The organism is Caballeronia sp. LZ035 (assembly GCF_031451175.1).
GTDB lineage: Bacteria > Pseudomonadota > Gammaproteobacteria > Burkholderiales > Burkholderiaceae > Caballeronia.
The window spans coordinates 72,850-93,183 of sequence record NZ_JARUXS010000003.1 but is presented as its reverse complement, the minus strand read 5'-3'; the positions used below and the strand labels follow the sequence as shown (position 1 = coordinate 93,183).

20 protein-coding genes are annotated in these 20,334 nt (G+C 65.5%); 12 read left to right on the top strand and 8 right to left on the bottom strand.

Translation table 11 applies throughout. The annotated features are described in order from the left end of the window. Nucleotides 1-262: 262 nt before the first annotated feature. Both QCE88_RS23460 and QCE88_RS23455 read left to right on the top strand, forming a co-directional pair. The gene (locus QCE88_RS23460) at nt 263-574 is read left to right on the top strand and encodes a DUF6516 family protein (RefSeq protein WP_309906770.1); all 312 of its coding nucleotides are present in this window, start codon (nt 263-265) and stop codon (nt 572-574) included. Further along, the gene (locus tag QCE88_RS23455) at nt 571-1,047 is read left to right on the top strand and encodes a transcriptional regulator (protein WP_309906769.1); all 477 of its coding nucleotides are present in this window, start codon (nt 571-573) and stop codon (nt 1,045-1,047) included. Before QCE88_RS23460 ends, QCE88_RS23455 begins: the two co-directional genes overlap by 4 nt. 98 nt (nt 1,048-1,145) lie before the next feature. On the opposite strand, the gene fae is transcribed toward QCE88_RS23455, so the two are convergent. Next, complete coding sequence (fae, locus tag QCE88_RS23450; protein WP_309906767.1) at nt 1,146-1,679, bottom strand: formaldehyde-activating enzyme; 534 nt, start codon at nt 1,677-1,679, stop codon at nt 1,146-1,148. Between the two features lie 227 nt (nt 1,680-1,906). On the opposite strand from fae, the gene glcC reads away from it, so the two are divergent. The 5 genes from glcC to QCE88_RS23425 all read left to right on the top strand — a co-directional run bounded on the left by glcC (nt 1,907) and on the right by QCE88_RS23425 (nt 7,739). After that, nucleotides 1,907-2,674 carry a transcriptional regulator GlcC gene (gene glcC / locus QCE88_RS23445; protein ID WP_309906766.1) on the top strand — a complete coding sequence of 256 codons (768 nt, stop codon included), beginning with the start codon at nt 1,907-1,909 and terminating at the stop codon, nt 2,672-2,674. Between the two features lie 259 nt (nt 2,675-2,933). Beyond that, nucleotides 2,934-4,244, top strand: a complete 1,311-nt coding sequence (locus QCE88_RS23440) for an MFS transporter (RefSeq protein WP_309906764.1) — start codon at nt 2,934-2,936, stop codon at nt 4,242-4,244. 7 nt (nt 4,245-4,251) lie between these two features. Further along, nucleotides 4,252-5,982, top strand: a complete 1,731-nt coding sequence (gene dld / locus QCE88_RS23435; RefSeq protein ID WP_309906762.1) for a D-lactate dehydrogenase — start codon at nt 4,252-4,254, stop codon at nt 5,980-5,982. Nucleotides 5,983-6,058: 76 nt separating this feature from the next. Continuing rightward, on the top strand, nt 6,059-7,312 hold the full coding sequence (locus QCE88_RS23430; protein WP_309906760.1) for an aconitase X catalytic domain-containing protein: 1,254 nt from the start codon (nt 6,059-6,061) through the stop codon (nt 7,310-7,312). Continuing rightward, nucleotides 7,299-7,739: an aconitase X swivel domain-containing protein gene (locus QCE88_RS23425; RefSeq protein WP_309906758.1), complete on the top strand. Its 441-nt coding sequence runs from the start codon at nt 7,299-7,301 to the stop codon at nt 7,737-7,739. Before QCE88_RS23430 ends, QCE88_RS23425 begins: the two co-directional genes overlap by 14 nt. Here the strand turns inward: QCE88_RS23425 and QCE88_RS23420 are convergent. The 6 genes from QCE88_RS23420 to QCE88_RS23395 are packed head-to-tail and all read right to left on the bottom strand — an operon-like array spanning nt 7,726 to nt 14,209. Further along, complete coding sequence (locus QCE88_RS23420; protein ID WP_309906755.1) at nt 7,726-8,436, bottom strand: GntR family transcriptional regulator; 711 nt, start codon at nt 8,434-8,436, stop codon at nt 7,726-7,728. The two genes, QCE88_RS23425 and QCE88_RS23420, sit on opposite strands and share 14 nt — an antisense overlap. A 50-nt stretch (nt 8,437-8,486) precedes the next feature. Beyond that, on the bottom strand, nt 8,487-9,722 hold the full coding sequence (locus tag QCE88_RS23415) for an amidohydrolase family protein (protein WP_309906753.1): 1,236 nt from the start codon (nt 9,720-9,722) through the stop codon (nt 8,487-8,489). Between the two features lie 16 nt (nt 9,723-9,738). Further along, nucleotides 9,739-10,737 (bottom strand): 4-hydroxyproline epimerase, encoded by a 999-nt coding sequence (locus tag QCE88_RS23410; RefSeq protein WP_309906751.1) that lies wholly within the window; start codon nt 10,735-10,737, stop codon nt 9,739-9,741. Further along, entirely contained in the window at nt 10,734-11,636 is a 903-nt protein-coding gene (locus QCE88_RS23405; protein ID WP_309906749.1) for a dihydrodipicolinate synthase family protein, read from the bottom strand. The genes QCE88_RS23410 and QCE88_RS23405 overlap by 4 nt, the downstream gene beginning before the upstream one ends. A 27-nt stretch (nt 11,637-11,663) precedes the next feature. Next, on the bottom strand, nt 11,664-12,902 hold the full coding sequence (locus tag QCE88_RS23400; RefSeq protein WP_309906746.1) for an FAD-dependent oxidoreductase: 1,239 nt from the start codon (nt 12,900-12,902) through the stop codon (nt 11,664-11,666). Then, nucleotides 12,899-14,209, bottom strand: coding sequence for an MFS transporter (locus QCE88_RS23395; RefSeq protein ID WP_309906745.1), 1,311 nt, complete (start codon nt 14,207-14,209; stop codon nt 12,899-12,901). Before QCE88_RS23395 ends, QCE88_RS23400 begins: the two co-directional genes overlap by 4 nt. A gap of 183 nt (nt 14,210-14,392) precedes the next feature. Here QCE88_RS23395 and QCE88_RS23390 point away from each other — a divergent pair, with 183 nt between their 5' ends. Then, on the top strand, nt 14,393-15,487 hold the full coding sequence (locus QCE88_RS23390; protein WP_309906743.1) for a hypothetical protein: 1,095 nt from the start codon (nt 14,393-14,395) through the stop codon (nt 15,485-15,487). Nucleotide 15,488: 1 nt separating this feature from the next. Here QCE88_RS23390 and QCE88_RS23385 read toward each other — a convergent pair whose 3' ends face one another. Next, the gene (locus QCE88_RS23385; protein WP_309906741.1) at nt 15,489-16,244 is read right to left on the bottom strand and encodes a phosphatase PAP2 family protein; all 756 of its coding nucleotides are present in this window, start codon (nt 16,242-16,244) and stop codon (nt 15,489-15,491) included. A 224-nt stretch (nt 16,245-16,468) separates the two neighbouring features. Between QCE88_RS23385 and QCE88_RS23380 the strand changes: the two genes are divergently transcribed. The 4 genes from QCE88_RS23380 (at nt 16,469) to QCE88_RS23365 (ending at nt 20,328) form a co-directional block, all read left to right on the top strand. Continuing rightward, complete coding sequence (locus QCE88_RS23380) at nt 16,469-16,900, top strand: BPSL0067 family protein (RefSeq protein WP_309906738.1); 432 nt, start codon at nt 16,469-16,471, stop codon at nt 16,898-16,900. After that, nucleotides 16,887-17,231 carry an STY0301 family protein gene (locus QCE88_RS23375; RefSeq protein WP_309906735.1) on the top strand — a complete coding sequence of 115 codons (345 nt, stop codon included), beginning with the start codon at nt 16,887-16,889 and terminating at the stop codon, nt 17,229-17,231. Before QCE88_RS23380 ends, QCE88_RS23375 begins: the two co-directional genes overlap by 14 nt. A gap of 102 nt (nt 17,232-17,333) precedes the next feature. Next, nucleotides 17,334-17,702 (top strand): hypothetical protein, encoded by a 369-nt coding sequence (locus tag QCE88_RS23370; RefSeq protein ID WP_309906733.1) that lies wholly within the window; start codon nt 17,334-17,336, stop codon nt 17,700-17,702. 277 nt (nt 17,703-17,979) lie between these two features. Further along, nucleotides 17,980-20,328: a beta strand repeat-containing protein gene (locus QCE88_RS23365; protein WP_409018205.1), complete on the top strand. Its 2,349-nt coding sequence runs from the start codon at nt 17,980-17,982 to the stop codon at nt 20,326-20,328. The last annotated feature ends 6 nt before the right edge of the window (nt 20,329-20,334 follow it).

Genomic DNA, 20,334 nt, shown 5'->3' with positions numbered 1-20,334 from the left:
CATTCCGCACACTGTGTGCCGTTGTTGCGCTGCGGGATGCCGGAAGGCTTCCGCATCGTCCGCCTGACGTCACGCAACGGGCTTTTCAGTCTAGCAGCGTATGACGGCCCCGGTATGACGACTGTGCGAGCCTCGCGCTTCACTCGCGGTGAGTGCGCGCTTCTTGCCGCATGTCGCATGCTTCGTCAAGTCCACCGTCCGGCAAATGGTGTGCGGCTGAAGAACGTTGGAAGATTTGACAACACAACGAGGTGTTGTCAAAATGTCCAACAGCAAAGGCAAAGCAATTCTGATCCTTGGCGAGCGCCATGAGCTCTCGCCAGACTCGCTGGTTGAAATGAAGATCTGGCAAGTCCCTGTGCCGGTTCCGGGATGCTCCCATTCCTGGAAGTACAGGCTCGCGTTCGTCGCGCGGCACGTGTGCGTGCTGCGCTACGACAACGAGCGTCGCAAGGGCGACCACCGTCACTTCACGAATACTGAGTCACCCTATGAATTTTTGTCACTGAATCGGCTGCTGGCCGATTTCAGGATGGATATGGAAATCTTGCAGAGATGGAGGTCAAGACCATGAAGACCGTTACGATCAGCGTGTCGTCCCTCGACGACGTCATGAAACGCGCACAGGCCGCAGCCGCCGGCAAGGCTCAAGGCGCGCACTTTTCCTATGCCACTCCCGAACTGCTGTTTCGCACGTTCACGACGTCGCGCTGGCAGATCATCCGCGCCATGACCGGCGCCGGCGCCATGTCCATCCGCGAGTTGTCGCGGCGTCTCGAGCGCGACGTGAAAGGCGTTCATGGCGACGTCAAGGCGCTGCTCGAAACGGGTTTGCTGGAACATGACGAGCGCGGCGGCATCGTGTTTCCCTATGACACCGTGCACGTCAATTTCACCTTGAAGACAGCGGATCTCGCCCAGCCCGTCGCTTCCGGGACGCAGGCACTCGCCGCGGCACTGCCGGCGACTGCCGTGAACGCGTCGCCCGCGCCGCGCAAGGAAGCTGCTCCACGCAAGCGGGAAGCACGCGCGGCAGGAAGCCGCTGAACCGCTGCGCGACGTGTGGCGGCGGCTGTCGATGCCACCGCGCTCGTTCCGCAAGGGCGTGGCGCGCTGTGAGGAGCATGTCGCGTTACGGCTTCGGACTAACTCCAGTCGTCCATGTCGTGCTTGATGCTGTGGCGGTTCGCAATGAGTTCGTCGACGCTCGGTTCGTTGTTCATCGCGCGCCGGATAGCCAGTTTGGTGGCTTCGTAGTTCGTGCGATACATGTCCTTCTTGTCGAAATTCGCGTCGGTTGCGCAACGCGGGTCGATCCACACCAGGCTGATGATGCACAACTCGTTGGCCTGGTCCTTGGGCAAGATGCCTTCGATCAGGCAATCGACCACGGCATCCGCTGTCGCGGACTGCACCACGCCGCCGAACAGGTCGATGTTCGCCATGTCCTTCAGCGTCACTTTCGGCACGATCATGGTCGCGGGGCGGACCAGCTGGTTGCACGCGCGAATGGCGAACATGGCCGTGTGCCCCTTCGACTGCGCCATCATGTTCGCGAAAGCGTGACCCACGGGACCGTCTACCCGGCCAATCAATATCTCCGGCATCGCATCGGTGGCTTGTCCGGGAGCGGCAAACACCGTGGCCTCGCCGGCGCGGAAGGTCAGATCCGGATTCATGAAGACTTCTCCTTTCAGGATGAGTTAAAGATTCGATCGATCAAGGGGCCACCCTCATGCAAGTACGGTGCCATTGCGCCCGCAGCAGGCGCGGGCGTGGTGTGCTGTCGAGCCGCAGGGACACACTGTCCGCACGGCGTGACAGATTGGCTGAGCGCGCTGAACGGTGCTCGCGCCATATCGGCCATGCTAGAGTGCTCGAAGTGGTCGGACCAGTGAGGCGTGCCATGCATTCATCCCATCCGGAAGACGCGTCGCAGATCGCGGACGTCGTCGCGCACCGTATCGAAAGCCTGATCGTCGATGGTGTCCTGAAGCCCGGTCAGGCGCTGCCGTCCGAACGGCGGCTGACGGTGAAGCTCGGCGCGTCGCGCTCGGCGGTGCGTGAAGGCTTGAAGGTGCTGCGCACGCGGGGGATCATCAAGACCTCGCACGGACGCGGTTCGTTTGTCGCCTCGCTCACGTCGCAGCCCGCGCTCACGCCGATGATGCATCTGCTCGGCTCGCAGCCCCGCACGCTCTACGACATCTTCGAAGTGCGCGCGATGCTCGAAGCCGAATCGGCCCGCCTCGCCGCATTGCGCGGCACGCAGGCGGATTTCGCGCTCATCACGCGCCGCTACGAAGAGATGCTGGCCGCCAGCGAGAGCGAAATGGGCGAGTCGAAGCGCGCCCAGCTCGACTACAACTTCCACCTCGCCATTTGCGAGGCATCGCACAATCCCGTGCTGGTTCACACGCTCAGTTCGCTGACCGACCTTCTGTTGAGCTCGGTCTTCGCCTCCGTCAACAACCTTTATCACCGTGCGGCCGAGAAGCGTGTCATCGACAAACAGCACGCCCGCCTCTACAAGACCGTGCTCGGCAAGCAGCCTGAACTCGCGCGCAAGGCGGCGAGCACGCATATCGACACCACCACGGCATGCCTGCGTGAGATCGAGGCCGAGGAACAGCGGCTCGTGCGGGCGACGCTGCGGCTGAAGGGCTGGCAGTAACTCGACAGCGCGTGCTGCGCGCGCGGCACACGCAGCACACGCCGCACACGCGCCCTACACGCAGCACTGCCGTGCGGAAATCCCCCCTGCCGCGCCGCCATTGACTACGGCGGTCGAACCCTACTGGCACGCCAACAATAACTGGTCGGACCACTGGTCCAGCGTCTCGACAGCCTTGCGCGGTCGCGGAACAATGCGCGTCAGCCACTCAGTTGCGGCGCAAGTCCGCACACGTCGCACACGCACCAGGAGACACGCGATGACCCCGCATTCCACCCCCGCCTTCGAGAACGCCACTTACGCCCGAGTCACCTGGCGCCTGCTGCCCTTTCTCTTCATCTGCTATGTCGCGGCCTACCTGGATCGCGTCAATGTCGGCTTCGCGAAGTTGCAGATGCTCAACGACCTGAAGTTCAGCGAATCCGTCTACGGACTCGGCGCGGGCATTTTCTTCATCGGCTATTTCGTGTTCGAGGTGCCGAGCAATGTGCTTCTGCATCGCGTCGGCGCGCGCGTGTGGATCAGCCGCATCATGATCACGTGGGCGCTGGTGTCGGCGGCCTCGCTGTTCGTCAAGACACCGGCCACGTTCTACACGCTGCGCTTCCTGCTGGGCGTCGCCGAGGCCGGCTTCTTTCCCGGCATCGTGCTGTACCTGACGTACTGGTATCCCTCCACGCGACGCGGCCGCATGAACGCGCTTTTCATGATGGGCATTCCGGTCGCCGGCGTGCTCGGCGGCCCGTTGTCCGGCTGGATCATGGCGGCGTTCAACGGCGTTCACGGACTCGCCAACTGGCAATGGCTCTTCCTCCTCGAAGCCATTCCCTCGCTGCTGCTCGGTGTGCTGACCCTGTTCATGCTGCCCAACGGCATACGCGCGGCCTCGTGGCTGGACGAGCGTCAGAAGCAGCTTCTGGAGGACAACATCTCGCGCGACACCCCCGAAAGCGCCGATCACTCGCTCAAAAGCGTGCTGACGAACGGCCGCGTGTGGCACCTGGCGGCGATCTACTTCTGCTGCATGATGGGCCTGTACGGCGTGAGCTTCTACCTGCCGACGCTCATCAAGGCGGCGGGCGTCAAGGATGCCTTCGACGTCGGCCTGCTCACGGCCATTCCCTACGCGGTCGCGATCGTCGCGATGACACTGGTGGCCCGCAGTTCGGATCGCCGTAACGAACGGCGCCGGCATCTTGCCGTCGCGGCTCTGGCGGCCGCCGTGGGCTTCTACCTGAGCACGCTGCACAGCGGCAACCTGATGCTCGCGATGCTCACGCTCTCGCTCGGCACGGCCGGCGTGCTCTCGATGATGCCGGTCTTCTGGACCTATCCGAGCAGCGTGCTGACCGGCACCGCAGCCGCAGCCGGTATCGCGATGATCAATTCCATCGGCAATCTGGCCGGTTTCGTCAGCCCGTCGATTATCGGCTGGATGAAGGACGTCACGCACAGCACGAATGCGGGACTTGCCGTGGTTGCTGCGGCGCTGTTGCTGGGCGCGCTGCTGACCCTCACGCAACGCGCGACAGTCGCAGCGCCCGCCGCCTCAGGCCCGAGACAGGCTTGAGACCGCCATGTCCGATACAGCCCAGACCTCCGTCCCGTTCGCGAACGCCGGCAAGAGCCTGCTGGCTTCGCTCGGCGAGATCGTCGGCGTGCGCAACGTGCTCACCGGCGACGCGGAAACCCGCCGCTATCGCATCGGCTATCGCTTCGGCAGCGGCCGCGTGCTGGCCGTGGTGCGCCCCGGCACGCTGCTGGAACAATGGCGCACGCTCGCCGCATGCTGCGCGGCGCGCGCCATCGTCATCACGCAGGCGTCGAATACCGGGCTGACCGGCGGCTCGACACCCGACGGCGACGGCTATGACCGCGACGTCGTCATCGTCAGCACGACGCGCATCCGGCGCGTGCATCTGCTCAAGGGCGGCAGCCAGGTGGTCTGCATCGGCGGCACGACGCTCGATCAACTCGAAACCGCGCTCAAGCCGCTCGGACGTGAACCGCATTCGGTGATCGGCTCGTCGTGCATCGGGGCGTCGGTGCTGGGCGGCATCAGCAATAACTCGGGCGGCTCGCTCGTGCATCGCGGACCGGCCTACACGGAAATGGCGCTGTTCGCCGTCGTCGATGCTTCGGGCACGCCGCGCCTCGTGAACCACCTCGGCATCGAACTCGGCGGCGCGCCGGAGGAGATTCTGGCGCGCATCGAAAACGGTGCGTTCAGCGACGCCGATGTCAATGCAGGCGCTGCCGCCTCGGATCATGACTACGCGACGCACGTTCGCGACGTCGATGCCCCCACGCCCGCGCGTTTCAACGCCGACCCGCGACGGCTGTTCGAAGCGTCGGGCTCGGCGGGCAAGGTGATGACCTTCGCGGTGCGGCTCGACACCTTCGCGGCCGAACGCGGCGCGCAGGTTTTCTACATCGGCACCAACGATACAGCCGTGCTGACCCGTCTGCGACGCCACGTGCTGGCGAACTTCGCGCATCTGCCGGTGGCGGGCGAATATCTGCACCGCGATGCCTTCGACGTCGCGCGCCGCTATGGCAAGGACCTGTTCGTCATCATCGACCGGTTCGGCACGCGCCGTCTGCCGCTGTTCTTCAATCTCAAGACGCGCGCGGATGCCTGGTTCGAGCGCTTCGGCTTCATGCCGAAGCACCTGACGGACCGTCTGCTCCAATGGTTCAGCGAGCGTCTGCCGGAACATCTTCCCGCGCGTCTGCTGGAGTTTCGCGAGCGCTATGCACATCACCTGATGCTGAAGGTTCCGGCCGCCGGCGTCGCGGAAGCGCGTGCGTTTCTGGAGCAGCACTTCGCCGCCGGAGAGCAAGCCGGCGCCTGCTTCGAATGTACCGATGACGAAGGCCGCAGAGCTTTTCTGCATCGCTTCGCGGCGGCGAGTGCGGCCGTGCGCTATCGCGCGGTGCATCATCGCGACGTGGAGGATATCGTTGCGCTGGACATCGCCCTGCGCCGCAACGATCGCGAATGGTTCGAGCAATTGCCGCCGCAGATCGAGCACCCGATCCTGCTGAAGCTGTATTACGGGCACTTCCTGTGTCACGTGTTCCATCAGGACTATATCGTCGCGAAGGGCCACGACTGCATGGCGCTCGAACACGAGATGCTCACGCTGCTCGATGATCGCGGCGCCGAATATCCGGCCGAACACAATGTCGGGCATCTGTACGAAGCGAAGCCGCAGCTCGCCGGGTTTTACCGGACGCTCGATCCGTGCAACTGCCTGAATCCGGGCATTGGCAAGACGTCGAAGTTCGCGGCATATCGGGAGTAATAAGCGCTGAGAGTCTTTGAGCCACCAGCGCAAATCCGCTATCCTGACGCGGACCCTTTTCACCTTACTCCGCTCGATGCTCACTCTCAGTCCGCGCGACCGCGCGATGCTCAACGGCGATCTCGGCGCAGGCGTCGCGCTGGCGATGCGCATCGTCGTCGCGACGGCTCGCGTGATGGACGCGCGCGCGTTGATCGACATCACGTCGGCGCACATCGACGGCTGTCTCTATCACGGCGCGGCCAGTCTCGACTTCGTGGAACGTTTCGTCGCGAGCGGCGCAAAAGTGTCCGTGCCGACCACGCTCAATGTCGGCTCGCTCGATCTCATCCATCCCGAACTGTTTCATGGCGAAGCCGATCTCGCACGCGCGGGCACGCGGCTGATGCAGGCGCATGTCGAACTCGGCTGCGAGGCGAGCTTCACGTGCGCGCCGTATCAACTGCGGCATCGTCCGAAACAAGGCGATCAGATTGCCTGGGCCGAATCCAATGCCATCGTGTTTGCCAATTCCGTGCTCGGCGCGCGCACGAGCCGCTATGGCGACTTTCTCGATCTCGCCGCCGCTATCACCGGCCGCGTGCCGCATGCCGGACTGCATGTGACGGAGAATCGCGCCGCGCGTGTCGTGATCGAGGCGCCGGACGTGAGCGCATCGCCGCATCGCGACGCGCATTTCGCCGCGCTCGGTTTCGTGCTCGGCGGCGAGGTGGGCGCGACGGTCGCCGCGATCACCGGCCTTCCCTTCGACACCACCGAGGACGAACTGAAGGCGCTCGGCGCGGCGGCGGCATCGAGCGGTTCGGTGGCGCTGTTTCATGCGGTCGGCATCACGCCGGAGGCCGCAACACTCGACGCCGCATTGCAAGGCCGCGCGCCCGAACGCACGCTGCGCCTGAGCCCGGCAGATCTCGCGGCGGTGCGCGCACGCTGGAGCCGCGCACAACCTGGCGATGCGCTGGCTGCCGTGAGTCTCGGCACGCCGCACTTTTCCGTCGATGAATTCCGTACGCTCGCCGCATTGTTCGCGCGTCACGAAGGCAGGCCGCGCAGCGATTTCTATGTCAACACGAGCCGCTTCGTGCTGTGGCAACTCGAACAGGAAGGCATCGCGCAGACGCTCGGCGAGCGCGGCGTGCAGATCGTCGTGGATACCTGCACGTACATCACGCCCGTGATGAAACAGGTGACGGGGCTCGTGATGACCAATTCCGGCAAATGGGCGCACTACGCGCCCGCGAACATCGGCGTGACGGTGGCGTTCGGCAGCATGAGCGAATGCGTGCGTTCGGCCTTCGAAGGACAGGTGTGGTTCGATGAAAGCATTTGAAGCGGTCGCCCTGGTTCCGGGCCATGCGCGCGCGGCGGGCATCGCGTTGCAGCCGCTGAGTTTCTGGGGCGGTTATGACGCGGCGCGCGGCGTGATCGTCGATGCCACGCACGCGGGCCACGGCACGAGTCTCGCGGCGCGCGTCCTCGTGATGCCGCGTGCGCGCGGATCGAGTTCGAGCAGCAGCGTGCTCGCGGAAGCCGTGCGCAACGGCACCGGGCCGGTCGGGATCGTGCTGACCGAACGCGATTTGATCCTGTCGATCGGCGCCATCGTCGCGAACGAACTCTACGCGAAGCACGTGCCCGTCGTGATGGTCGATGAAGCCGCGTTCGCACAGATCGCGGCCGCGCCTGACCACATGCAAATCGACATCGACGCGCGCGACCCGGCGCTGCCCGCACGCGTCCGGCTCATCGCGCCATGATGGTCTCGACGACCGCGATGATCTGCTGCGCGGCCGTCTTCACGTGTTGTTCGAGCAGCTTCGCACCGAGCTTCGCGTCGCGCTTCCGGCAAGCCTCGACGAGACTCATGTGTTCGTCGTGCGACTGCTCGCGGATCGGCACCTGCACGACCTGAAAGCGGAAATAGCGGTCGCTGCGGTCGTGCAGTCCACGCAGCATTTGCAACGTGATGTCGCGCCCGGCGGGCAGATACAGCGTCTCGTGCAGACGCCAGTTCAGCTGGCCCCACATGCCCGATTCGGCCTGATCCATCTCGTTGACAAGCTGCTCGGCGCGCGCGATATCGGCGTCGCTGATGTGCGGAATGGCCTGGGAAAACAGCCACGGCTCCAGCCTCAACCGGATCTCGAACGTCTCCTGCACTTCGCCGATCGACAAATCCGCCACATACGCGCCCTTGTGCGGGACTTTGGTCAGCAGGCCTTCGCCGACCAGCCGCGTGATGGCCTCGCGCACCGGCACGCGGCTCACGCCGAGTTCGTCGGCGAGCGCTTCCTGACGCAGCACTTCGCCGGGCGCGAGATCGCCGGACAGGATGCGCTGCCGCAGCGCCGTGGTGACGAGTTCGACCGTCGTCGTGCGCACGATCCTGCGCGTGGTGTCGGCGGAATCGGGCGCTTCGGCGCGGCGGCGGAGTGGAGTCACGGCTGAAGACATGTGTTTCCGCTATGCGATGTCGATTAAAGGTGGCATTTTGGCACGCGGCCTCAGCGCAAGGTCTCCCGCACCCATGCGCCCTGCTTCATCACGCCCGCGATGCGCTCGCCCTGCCCCGTCAGCACGCGAATGTCCTTCAACGGATCGCCATCCACGACCAGCAGATCGGCAAACGCGCCCGCCGCCACGACGCCCAGCTTGCCCTTCATGTTGACGATCTCCGCGCCGATGGCCGTCGCCTGGCGAATCGCCTCGAACGCGCCGACGATCTCCGCGCGAATCGACAGTTCATCGCTCTGGAACTGATGCATGTCGCCGAGCAGATCCGAGCCGAGGCCCATCTTCACGCCGCGCTTGTGCAGCATCGCGACGGCTTCGAGACCGCGTTTGCGCACCGACTCGTTCTTCGCGAGCGTATCCTCACCGAGACCCATTTGCGCGCCGACGCGGGCCATCGCGTCATACGTGACGAGCGTGGGCACCGCATAGGCGCCGTGTTCGAGCATCGCGTCGGCGGCTTCCTCGTCGATCAGATTGCCGTGCTCGATGGTCCGCACGCCGAGCCGCACGACCCGCGCAATTGCCTTCGGCGTATAGGCATGCGCCATCACATAGGTCTGGTGCGACTCCGCTTCCTCGACGGCGGCCTTCACTTCATCGACGGAGAATTGCAGGTTGCCGATCGGATCGGTGGGCGACGCGACGCCGCCCGACGCCATGATCTTGATGTGATTCGCCCCCGCGCGCATTTCCTCGCGCACGGCCTTGCGCATTTCATCGACGCCGTCCACCACGCGTCCGATCGCCCCCATGTTGCGATTGCAGCCGCACGGATCGGGGTCCGAGTTGTCGAAGCGTTCGCGGAAGTCGCCGTGCCCGCCGGTCTGCGAGAGCGCCTTGCCCGCGACGAACAGGCGCGGCCCCGCGATCACGCCTTCCTCCACGGCACGCGACAACGCATAGTCCGCGCCGCCCGCATCGCGCACGGTGGTGAAGCCGCGGTTCAGCATGCCCGCGAGAATCGGCACCGCGCGCAGCACGGCGAAGGTGTTCGGCAGACGGCTGTTATTGCCGAGATGCGCGACGGACGCGATCACATGCACATGGCAATCGATCATGCCTGGCATCACCGTCTTGCCGCCGACATCGATCACCTCCGCGCCGCCCGCATCGACCGGCTCGCGCGTAACTTCGCGAATCGTGCCGCCTTCGATGACGATGGAGTAACGGCCGTCGTCGCGTTCGTGATCGGCGTCGAGCACGCGGACATTCTTCAGGATCAGCATGAAAGAGTCTCTCCGGTTACTTGAGCAGGAAGCCGTGCGCGAGCGGATCGCGGTCATCGACGAAAATCGTGTTGTGGCCCGTCGCGCGCGCCCAGCCTTCGATGGTCGGCACGATGGCGTCGTATTCGCCGACGCGCGCGGTGTCCATCGGCACACCTTCGAACAGCGTGCCGATGATGCTCTCGTGCACGAAGCGCTCGCCGATCTGCAACTGGCCCTTCGCGACCCGCTGCGCCATGCGCGCCGACGTGCCGGTGCCGCACGGCGAACGGTCGATGGCCTTGTCGCCGTAAAACACCGCGTTGCGCGCGCTGGCGCCGGTCACGGTGGGTTCGCCGGTCCACATCACGTGACTGAGACCGTTGATTGCTTCGTTCTCGGGATGCACGAAACTGTATTTCTCGTTGGCGCGTTGACGCAGCACCGGGCTCAGACGTTGAATGTCCGAAGGCTTCAGCGTGTGCAAGCCTTCATAGTGTTGCTGCGGTTCGACGATCGCATAAAAGTTGCCGCCGTAAGCCACGTCGAAGCGAATCTCGCCGAGCCCGTCCACTTCCACGGAGAGATCTCGCGAATGCAGGAAGGACGGCACATTGACGAGCTGCACCGAGTCCACATGCTCGCCGTTCATCCGGTAACGCGCGACGACCACGCCCGCGGGCGTGTCGAGCCGCAGCACGCCCGGTTCGCGTGGCCGCACGAGTCCGTTTTCGATCGCCGTCGTGACCGTGCCGATGGTGCCGTGTCCGCACATCGGCAAACAGCCGCTCACCTCGATGAAGAGAATCGCGAGATCGCAATCGGGGCGTGTCGGCGGATAGAGAATGCTGCCGGACATCACCTCATGACCGCGCGGTTCGAACATCAGCGCGGTGCGGATCCAGTCGAACTCGCGCAGAAAATGCGCGCGCCGTTCGATCATGCTCGCGCCTTCGAGCGGCGGTGCGCCGCCCGCAACCACGCGCACCGGATTGCCGCACGTGTGTCCGTCGATGCAGAAGAACGTGGACTTCATTGTTCGAGCGCCCGCACGCTGGCGATCGTCTTCTCCACGATCTCGATGGTCCGCTGCCGTTCCTCGCCTTCCAGCATCAGGCGCGGCGCCTTCACGTATTCCGGATAGCCGGCCGTGATGTTCTCCGCGAGCTTGATGTACTGCACGAGCTTGACGTGCGTATCGAGATGGAACAGGTCGATCAGCGCGCGGTACAGTGCGCGCGCCTTGTCGTACTCGCCGTTGACCGCATGATTCAGCAGCGCGACGGATTCCTTCGGCAGCGCGTTCGCCATGCCGGACACCCAGCCGGTAACGCCCAGCGCAACCGATTCCACGATCAGGTCATCCACGCCGCAGAGCACGACGAAGCGATCACCGAAGCGCGCGTAGAGATCCGTTACGCGGGTCGTGTCGTAGGTCTCTTCCTTGATCGCGACGACGTTCGCTTCGTCGGCGAGCTGGGCGAGCAGGTCCGGACGCATGTCGACGCCATAGCCGCGCGGATTGTTGTAGATCATCAGGCCGAGGCGGGTCGAACGCGCGATCGAGCGGTAATACTCCACCGTCTCGCGATCGTCCGAGCGGTACGTCAGGCCCGGAAACACCATCAGACCCTGCACGCCGATCGCTTCCGCATCCTTCGCGAACTGCATCGCGTTTGCCGTGTTGAGTTCCGCCAGGCCCGAGATGACCGGCACGCGCCCCTTCACCGTTTCGACCGCGATCTTCAGCACCGTGCGCTTTTCGTCCGGTGTGAGCTGGGCGTTCTCGCCGACCATGCCCATCATCACGACCCCGCCGACGCCGCTCTCGATCAGCCGGTTCAGCCCGCTGACAATGGCCTCCTGATCCAGCGAGCCGTCCTGCTTCAGCTTGGTCGTGACAGCGGGGAAGACACCTTTCCAGTTCACTTGCATGTTCTCTCCTTCAGTGGATGGGAATGCTCAGAAGCGTGCAATCGAATACGGCGCGAGCGGCACGCGCGGCGTGCGGCCCGCCAGTACGTCGGCGACGAGCGCGGCGGTGGTCGCCGACTGCGTCAGCCCGAGATGGCCGTGGCCAAATGCGTAGACCACCGAGGGAACGCGCGGCGACGCGCCAATCACCGGCAGCGAATCGGGCGTCGCGGGACGATGACCCATCCATCGCGCCGCGCCGGTGTCGTCGATGCCCGGCAGGAAACGCTTGCCGAGCGTGAGCAGCGCGTCGCTGCGCTGGTAGTTCGGCGGCGCGTCGAGGCCCGCGAACTCGGCCGCGCCGCCGATGCGCATGCCCACGTCGAGCGGCGTCGCGACGAACTTGCGTTCCGCGAAGATCACCTCGCGATTCAGTGCGATGCCGTGGCGCGGCAACGTAGCGTTGTAGCCACGCTCGCTTTCCAGCAGCACCCGGTCGCCGATGGAGCGCGCCAGCGCCTCCGACCACGCGCCCGCCGCCACGACGATACGGCGTCCGCTCACGCGGGTGCCGTCAGCGAGCGCGACGCTGCCGGGCGCCTCGATGGCGCGCGCCACGCCCGTCACGAAACGCGCGCCGAGCGCCCGCACGCGTTCGCGCAGCAGCGTGACGATGCGGCGCGGGTCGCCGATGTGCGACCAGTCATCGAGAAACACGCCGTGTCTGAAAACCGGCGCGAGCGCGGGCTCGCATTCGCGAACCTGCTGCGCGTTCAGCGCGTGCCAGCGCACGCCGAGTTCACGTTTGAAGGCCCATTCGTCCTGATCGGCGGCAAAGGCTTCATCGGTTTCGTAGACGGTCAGCGCGCCACGGCGATAGTGCATCGAGGTGGCGCCGATGTCGTCGAACATCGGCAGGAGGTCGTCGTAGACGCGGTTGTTCAGCAACGCGAGCGCATGCGACACCGCCTGATACCGCTCCGGCTCGGCAGCGCGCCGAAACGCCATGAACCACGGCAGCGCCTTCGGCAGATGCTTCCAGTCCACGGCCAGCGGCCCGAGCGGGTCCATCAGCCACTTCAGCGCCTTCGAGACCATGCCATGCACGGCGATCGGCGTGCTTTCGCTCACCGCAATGCCGCCCGCGTTGCCGTGCGACGCGCGATCGCCTTCGAAATCGCGCTCCACAAGCGTTACGCGCGCGCCGTCACGCAGGGCCGCCCACGCGCACGCAAGCCCAATCACGCCCGCACCGACTACCACGACATCATGTGTTTCTTCGTTCATTGCAAGGGATCGTGCGCCGTTTCGCGGATGGTCATGACGGTGAGCGTGGAAAGGAGCGCGGCCAGCATCACGAAAAACGCCGGCGACAGCGGCGAGCCGGTGGCCTTGATGAGCGCGATCGAGATCATCGGGGCAAAGCCGCCAAATACCGCGTTGGCGATGCCGTAGCCGATCGACATCCAGGTCGTGCGGATCTTCGTCGGGAACAATTCGGAGAGCACAGCCGGCCCGACACCCGAAAAGATGCCGATGATCACGCCGCCCACCACCTGCACCGCGCCGACGACAGCCGCCGACTTGTAGGCAAGCATCAGATGGAAGATCGGATAGGGCAGCACGAGGAACGCCACGCAGCCGATTGCGTAGATGGGCTTGCGTCCGAAGCGGTCGGACGCTGCGCCCCAGAACGGTATCGACGCCGTCATGACGATCAGGCCCGCCGTGTTGAGCCAGAGCGCCGTGGAAGAACTCATGCCGACGTACTTCGTCGTGAACGAAGGCAGATAGTTGAGCAGCACGTACAGCGAAACCGTCCAGACGATCACGAGGCCGCACGCCTGCAAGCCAAGCAGCACGGGGGCGCGGGCCGGAGCCTTGGGCGCGTCGTCGCTGGCGCTCTGATAAACGGGCGTCTCTTCGCTGCGCTTGCGGATGATCCAGCCAATCGGCCCGATCACGATGGCCCCGATGATGAACGGCACGCGCCAGCCCCAGTCGAGCATCGCTTGCGGCGAGAGCAGCGTGGTCATCAACGCGGCCGCGCCGGAGCCGAGCAGCATGCCGCCGAGCGTGCTGCATTGCTGGAAGCTGCCGTAGAGGCCGCGCTTCTTCGGCGGCGCCCACTCCACCAGGAACGCCACCGCGTTGCCCAGTTCGCCGCCGACCGAAATGCCCTGCAGCATGCGCGCCGCCACGAGCAGGACCGGCGCCATGATGCCGATGGACGCATACGTGGGCAACAAGGCCATGAACAGCGTGGCGGCGGCCATCAGCGGCATGACGAAGGTCAGCGTCCACTTGCGGCCTTTCTTGTCTCCGAGCCAGCCGAAGATGATCGCGCCGAGCGGCCGCGCGGCAAAGCCCAGGCCGAACGCGCCGAAGGTGCCGAGCATGGCGGCGAAGTCGTCGCCGGTGGGAAACATCACTTTCGCGATCACGGTCGCGAGAAACGCGTAGGTTCCGAAGTCGAACCATTCGAGGATATTGCCGACCACCGCCGCCGTCACTGCACGGCTGGTCTGCGTGGACATGCGTGGACTTTCGCTTGCGGTGTAAGGGCTTGCAACGGCTTGGGCTCGATCGGTCATGACAGCTCCGGAGGGGATGCGGTATCTGGACAGGCGATTCGGTTCCGGGCGATTGTGCGCCGATCTGTTTCCTGAATCAAGGATTTTGGATCCAAAATGAGAACTCAAGGGCGAATGCGGGATTACCGCATGACACGCTCTGATGCTTCGTAGAGTGTCTACGTGCGCCTACAAGGAGTCGCCATGCAGATCACGCCCTCATCCCGCCCGCCGTCAGCGGCGGCGGATTCATCGGACACGTCGCCCTCCAACGAAACGCTCGCCGCGCTTCCTTCGACTGTCGATGGGGACATGGTCCGGGAATACAGCGGCTATCTCGATCAGACCAGCTTCACCGACTATTCGACGCCGCCATCCGGCGATCCGTGGACGGGCGCGTCGTCGGCGACTTCAGATACGCTCCCGCGCGGAGGCGCGCTGATCCCGAGATGGACCGGACCTCAGACTCAGGAAGCCGCGCGGCAGTGGAGCACTACGATGGACCTCGTTCATCGCGGTGAGGCCGACGGAAGACCGGAAATCCGCCGCGCCGCCGCCGATCTCGCGCGCGACGCGGTTGCCCAGCAGCACGCGTTTCTGGTCGAGGCGGTGCATGACCATGGGCGCCGTCTGACGCTGCCGATCGGCTGGCAGGACATTTCCGACGATGCCACGAAGCTCGAGCGTTTCGGCCTGACGCCGGCCGATCTCAAGCTGCCTAGCTCGGGACTCGGCGCGCGCCTGTTCGAACCCGACGCGGCGATCTTCGGTCACGACCTGAAGCCCACGCTGGCTTTCGAACGAACCGACATTCCCGGCCTCAAGGACTGGAGCAGCAACGTTGCGCAGGCCTTCAACCTGCCGGCAAGCGCGCCCCAATACGAGCGGGCAGTGCAGATCGGCAACCAGATCCGCCAGCACGGCGCGGCCGGCGATCTCTATCTGGCCGGCCACTCGCTGGGCGGCGGTCTCGCGGCGGCGGCGGCCACGGCCAGCGGCGCAACCGCTTTCACGTTCGGCGCCGCAGGCCTTCATCCGGCCACGGTGACGCGCTACGGCGGAACGCCCCAGCCGAGACAAATCTACTCGTACCGCGTCGACGGCGACGCGCTGATCAACATACAGAACAAGCACGCCAATCTTCCGCAGGACGTCGGCACGCGCTTCGATCTGCCGGCGACGAGCGCCAGCCCGTTCCTGCGACACTTCATCGAGGACTACTGGTCCGGATTGGCGCGGGTCCTCGGACAGGCGCGCATGAATCTGGATGTCGCGTTGCGTCACCCGTTGCGCGTCTGAATCACGGTATCGGCATGCGCCGCCGCGCCAGTTCCGCGACGCCGATGCACAGCGCCAGCCACGCGCCGCCTGCTGCGAAGCCGCCGATCACATCGCCGGGAAAATGCACGCCGATCACGATGCGGCTCGCGCCGATGGTCAGCACCAACAGACAGGCCAGGGCGACGATGAGCGGGTCCCGGCGGGTCGGCGCGATGCGCATCAGCACGTACGCGCACATCCCGTAACAGACGATGGAACCGAAGGTATGCCCGCTCGGGAACGCGAAGCTCTCGGGCAGCGGCACGAGCGCGCCGGACGGGCGGGCGCGGCCCATGAGCGACTTGAGCGCGTGATTGAGCAGCGCGCCCACGCCGGTGACGGCCGCGAGATACACCGCGAGCCCGGCGCGGCGCGCGAACAGAAGCACGACACCGGCGAGCGCGCACACCAGCGTGAGAAACCAGGGATCACCGAGATGCGTGGCGCGCCCGAACCAGCGCGCGGCGGCGACTGGCACGCCGTTCCGTACGGCATCGAGCATTATTTGATCCGCCGATGCAAACGCGCTGCCGTGCGCGATACGCGTCGCGATGGCAATGAAGACGGCCGCGCCGATGGCCGCCGGCAAGAACGTGGCGATCGCGACGCCCGGCGCGGACATGCGCGGCCGGCGCGCGGCATGCGTCCACGCGAACCAGGCCGCGGTTGGCACGACGAGCAGCAGCACCACGATGATCGTCAGGGCATGGCGTTGGGCGAGCGCCGTGTAATCCATGGGGGTGTGGGTTCCTTGCACGATGAAGGTTGCCTGCGTGGAGATCATGGTAGCCGACGCTACATCGGCTTCGAAGTTCGAGTAACTAAATCGGACAAATCGCGTTCTGGAAAGCGAGCGATGTTGATAGCCTTGGATCGAGACAGCAGTCCCTTGCCGCTGCCGTCTTGCCTGACTGCCCAGCAAGCATGGCTTGCTCAACCTTCGCTATCCTCGCCAGACCCATGAGCTACGTCAGCCGAAACTACAAGAACGCCGCCCATGCGCCGTCAGGCATGTGGGTATGCGCCCCCGGTTCCACGAACGGCCCTTATCCGGATCCGTTTCCCGCCGCACTCGAGGGCGCACCACATTACTGCGGCGGATGTGTGTCGTACGTCAAGCAAGTGTGCCCTTCGTTGCAGGAGACGTCCGTCTGGCGAAAGGGAGCGTCGGTGAAGGGGAACGGGCATATCGTCGAAGGAACGGTCATCGCCACCTTCGACCGTTACGGTCACTTCCACGGGCATGCAGCCATCTATGTGAGTCAAGGGCCGGCGGGCGTCACCGTGTACGACCAGTACGCTCATCCACGCAAGCCAGTCGGACCGAGGGTACTGCGTTGGGGCCATGCATCGGACGTGAACAACGGGGACAAGTTTCATGTCGTCGAGTAAGGCTGCGCTTTGGGCGTGGTGTGCTTGCACCGCCGCCGCGAGTCCGGTCAGCGCGGCGCAGCTGAGTTGTCCCGTGCTGCCCGACACCCAGGAACGCTACATCCAGTTGTTCGACGGCGCGCCGGGCGAGCACGTTTCCCTCATCGCAGACCACGGGGACGCGCGTCGCGGCATCTGGAAAGTTGGTTACGTGTACGACCAGGGCCGCTCGCTCACCCTGCAATGCGTCTACGCCAATCAGGCCAGGCGCGACATCGCCATTCCCGGGCGCGTCGACGTGTGCCGCTATCAGACCGACAGCGGCGGCCTGACGAAGCTCGACTGCGAGTAACGCACCGCGCAGCCGCCCACTCACGCGCGCGATGGCCCGCCCGACACACGGCCCGCGTGCTATCGTCATTGCGTCATGTATCGCCTGCCGCGCGAAGCCCTCATGAGCCACGTCCGCTATCCTCTCGGACCCGATGACCGGGTGCATCTGCTGTGCTGGCTCACGTGCGGATTCCTCGGCGCGTTCTATCTCGACGGCGACTGGCCCGATCCCTCCTTCCAGGTGCGCGCGGCGCATCGCTGGCTCGATCGGCATCATCGCGCAGCCGACTGGATCGAAACCGCGCGGCTCTCGGTCACGGCTCAGGCGCTCGCTTCCCGTCTGTCGAACTTGCTGGACAACGACACCGCACGCGACGACGTCGAACGCATTCTCGACAGCGAAGAGCTCGACTACGAGAACGCGCTGGTTCAGCGCATCTATCACGAGTGCCGGGCCACGCTCGCCAACAAGGGCAAACCGCTCCATTGAATCGTTTGCGAGCATGCGCAGCGATCAAATTTCATGCCGCGTCGGGCGCGCGGCTTGATGCGCCGGAGGTTGCGGAAGCGACTTTTTTTTCGCTCTGAAGAATGTGCGGAACCCCACATTGACGGCATGCAGCGCGTTGCTACCATCGGCGCGCCTGCTCGCACGTCGATGTTCGCGCCTCGCGATCCTCCTTGATCCCGAAGCGATTCGGCACCACCGTCAGCGGCCACCCGATCGAAAACAACCGAAAACAAATGGACACTGAACGGAGGTCGCCATGCCCCGCTGCATTCACTCGCCTGCTTCTCAATCCTCGACACGCCTGCGACCGCTCGCGGCCCTCGTGCCTTTGATTGCAGGCCTCTCATACGCCGCCGTCGCCCACGCCGCGCCACCCCTTCCAAGCGGCGGCCAGTTCGTCGCGGGCAGCGGTTCGATCGGCGGCGGCGGTCAGTCGCTCACCATCAATCAGACGACGTCGCGCGGCGTGATCGACTGGAACAGCTTTTCGATTGGCAGCGGCAGACAGGTCACGTTCAACAACGGCAGCGGCGCGACGCTCAATCGCGTGACCGGCGGCGACGCGTCCGTACTGCTCGGCCAACTGAGCGCGAGCGGCAGCGTCTATCTCGTCAATCCACAAGGCGTGCTTGTCGGACCCGGCGGCGTGGTCGCGACGGGCGGGCGCTTCGTCGCCTCCGCACTGGATGTCGGCGACGCCGCCTTCATGCAGGGCGGCCCGCTGACGCTCGCGGGCGGCGGCAACGGCATGGTCATCAACTTGGGCAAGATCGGTTCGAGCGGCGGCGACGTGTTCCTCGTGTCGCGCACGGCCGTCATCAACGCCGGCACCATCAGCGCGCCGCAGGGCACCGCCGAACTCGCGAGCGGCAGCCAGGTGCTGCTGCAGGATGCGTCGGGCGGCCAGCAGGTCTTCGTGCAGGCCGGAAGCGGCGGCTCCGTGATGAACGCCGGCGCGATCCAGGCGGCGCAAGCCAGCCTGCAAGCCGCCGACGGCAATGTCTACGCGCTAGCCGGCAACAGCGCGGCGATCCGCGCGACCGGCACCGCGACGCGCGACGGCCATGTCTGGCTCGTCGCCGACCAGGGTGCGGTACACGCCAACGGCACGATCGCGTCAGCCAATGCGGACGGCAGCGGCGGCGCGGTGGAGACGCACGCCAATGCGCTCGATGTCGCGGGCGCGGACGTGCATGCGGGCAACTGGACGCTCGGCGCGCCGGCGCTGACCGTCGATCAGCCGACCGGCACCGCGCTCGCGCGCAGTCTCGCCAACGGCACTTCGGTCGTGGCCCAGAGCAGCGGCGGCGACCTCGCGGTGAACGGCTCGGTGCAATGGACCGGCAATGGCTCGCTGACGCTGAACGCGGCGCACAGCGTGTCGATCGGCGCCGGTTCGACGCTGGCCAACAGCGGCAACGGCAATCTCACCCTGCGCGCCGATGCAGCCGGCGCCGACAACGGCGGCAGCGTGACGAACGGCGGCACCATCGACTGGTCGAAGAGCGGCGGCATCGTCAGCGCGCTGTACGACATGAACGGCAGCTACGCGCCGGGCACCGTGCTCACGAACAGCGGCTGGACGGCGGCGCAATACAGCGGCCTCGTCACGCAGGCGACCGGCTACAAGCTCGTCAACACGCTGGCGGACCTGAAGAACGTCTCGCAAAACCTCGCGGGCAACTACGCGCTGGGCAAGGACATCGACGCGAGCGCCACCGCCTATCCCAACTATTTCACGCCGATCGGCCAGACCACCGCCGCGCCGTTCACCGGCCAGTTCGACGGCTTCGGCCACACGATCGACCAGCTCGCCACCACCGCCGATCTCGACAACGACTACTTCGGCATGTTCGGCGTCATCGGCACGAAAGGCGTCGTGCGCGACCTGAACCTGACGAACGGCAACACGGGCGGCAATACGTCAGGCGGGCTGGGCCTGCTCGTCGGGCAGAACAACGGCACTGTCGCCTATGTCAACACCACCGGCAGCGTCTCGCAGAACGGCTTCGGCGGCTTTGGCGCGGGCGGCGTCGCGGGCGTCAACAACGGCACCATCGCGCGTTCATCGAGCACGGCGGACGTCGGCTACCAGACGGCGGCGGGCGGGCTCGTCGGGGTGAACAACGGCACCATCGCGCAGTCGTACGCAACCGGCTTCACGCGCGGCGGCACGCACGGCAACACCGGCGGACTCGTCGCGTTCAACTCGGGGCTCATCACGCAGTCATACGCGACGGGCGGCGTCGGCGGCTTCGGCGGCGGCGGACTCGTGTACAGCAACGGCACGACCGGCGTCATCAACGAATCCTTCGCCACCGGGCAAGTGGGCGGCGGCGGGCCTCCGGGCGATCCGGAAGGCGGCATCGCGGCCTATAACACAGGCGCCATCCACAACAACGTCTACTGGAATCGCGACACCACCATCCGCACCACCGCCGCCGCGTCCAACTCGGGCACCACGCCGCCCGACGCCAACGGGCTCAGCACCGCGCAGATGAGCAACGCGTCGAACTATCTGGACTGGAACATTCCCGCAGGCGGCGTGTGGGCGATGCCTGCCGGCGCCACGCATCCGGTGCTCCAGTGGCAGCAGGCGCATTGAGAAGTT

Coding starts and splice junctions, on each gene's coding strand:
- QCE88_RS23420 (WP_309906755.1), bottom strand. CDS start 8,436: ATGTCTTCAGCCGTGACTCCACTCCGCCGCCGCGCCGAAGCGCCCGAT.
- QCE88_RS23385 (WP_309906741.1), bottom strand. CDS start 16,244: ATGGATTACACGGCGCTCGCCCAACGCCATGCCCTGACGATCATCGTG.
- QCE88_RS23375 (WP_309906735.1), top strand. CDS start 16,887: ATGTCGTCGAGTAAGGCTGCGCTTTGGGCGTGGTGTGCTTGCACCGCC.
- QCE88_RS23425 (WP_309906758.1), top strand. CDS start 7,299: ATGAAAGCATTTGAAGCGGTCGCCCTGGTTCCGGGCCATGCGCGCGCG.
- QCE88_RS23440 (WP_309906764.1), top strand. CDS start 2,934: ATGACCCCGCATTCCACCCCCGCCTTCGAGAACGCCACTTACGCCCGA.
- glcC (WP_309906766.1), top strand. CDS start 1,907: ATGCATTCATCCCATCCGGAAGACGCGTCGCAGATCGCGGACGTCGTC.
- fae (WP_309906767.1), bottom strand. CDS start 1,679: ATGAATCCGGATCTGACCTTCCGCGCCGGCGAGGCCACGGTGTTTGCC.
- QCE88_RS23365 (WP_409018205.1), top strand. CDS start 17,980: ATGCCCCGCTGCATTCACTCGCCTGCTTCTCAATCCTCGACACGCCTG.
- QCE88_RS23380 (WP_309906738.1), top strand. CDS start 16,469: ATGAGCTACGTCAGCCGAAACTACAAGAACGCCGCCCATGCGCCGTCA.
- QCE88_RS23410 (WP_309906751.1), bottom strand. CDS start 10,737: ATGAAGTCCACGTTCTTCTGCATCGACGGACACACGTGCGGCAATCCG.
- QCE88_RS23415 (WP_309906753.1), bottom strand. CDS start 9,722: ATGCTGATCCTGAAGAATGTCCGCGTGCTCGACGCCGATCACGAACGC.
- QCE88_RS23405 (WP_309906749.1), bottom strand. CDS start 11,636: ATGCAAGTGAACTGGAAAGGTGTCTTCCCCGCTGTCACGACCAAGCTG.
- QCE88_RS23370 (WP_309906733.1), top strand. CDS start 17,334: ATGAGCCACGTCCGCTATCCTCTCGGACCCGATGACCGGGTGCATCTG.
- QCE88_RS23400 (WP_309906746.1), bottom strand. CDS start 12,902: ATGAACGAAGAAACACATGATGTCGTGGTAGTCGGTGCGGGCGTGATT.
- dld (WP_309906762.1), top strand. CDS start 4,252: ATGTCCGATACAGCCCAGACCTCCGTCCCGTTCGCGAACGCCGGCAAG.
- QCE88_RS23395 (WP_309906745.1), bottom strand. CDS start 14,209: ATGACCGATCGAGCCCAAGCCGTTGCAAGCCCTTACACCGCAAGCGAA.
- QCE88_RS23455 (WP_309906769.1), top strand. CDS start 571: ATGAAGACCGTTACGATCAGCGTGTCGTCCCTCGACGACGTCATGAAA.
- QCE88_RS23430 (WP_309906760.1), top strand. CDS start 6,059: ATGCTCACTCTCAGTCCGCGCGACCGCGCGATGCTCAACGGCGATCTC.
- QCE88_RS23390 (WP_309906743.1), top strand. CDS start 14,393: ATGCAGATCACGCCCTCATCCCGCCCGCCGTCAGCGGCGGCGGATTCA.
- QCE88_RS23460 (WP_309906770.1), top strand. CDS start 263: ATGTCCAACAGCAAAGGCAAAGCAATTCTGATCCTTGGCGAGCGCCAT.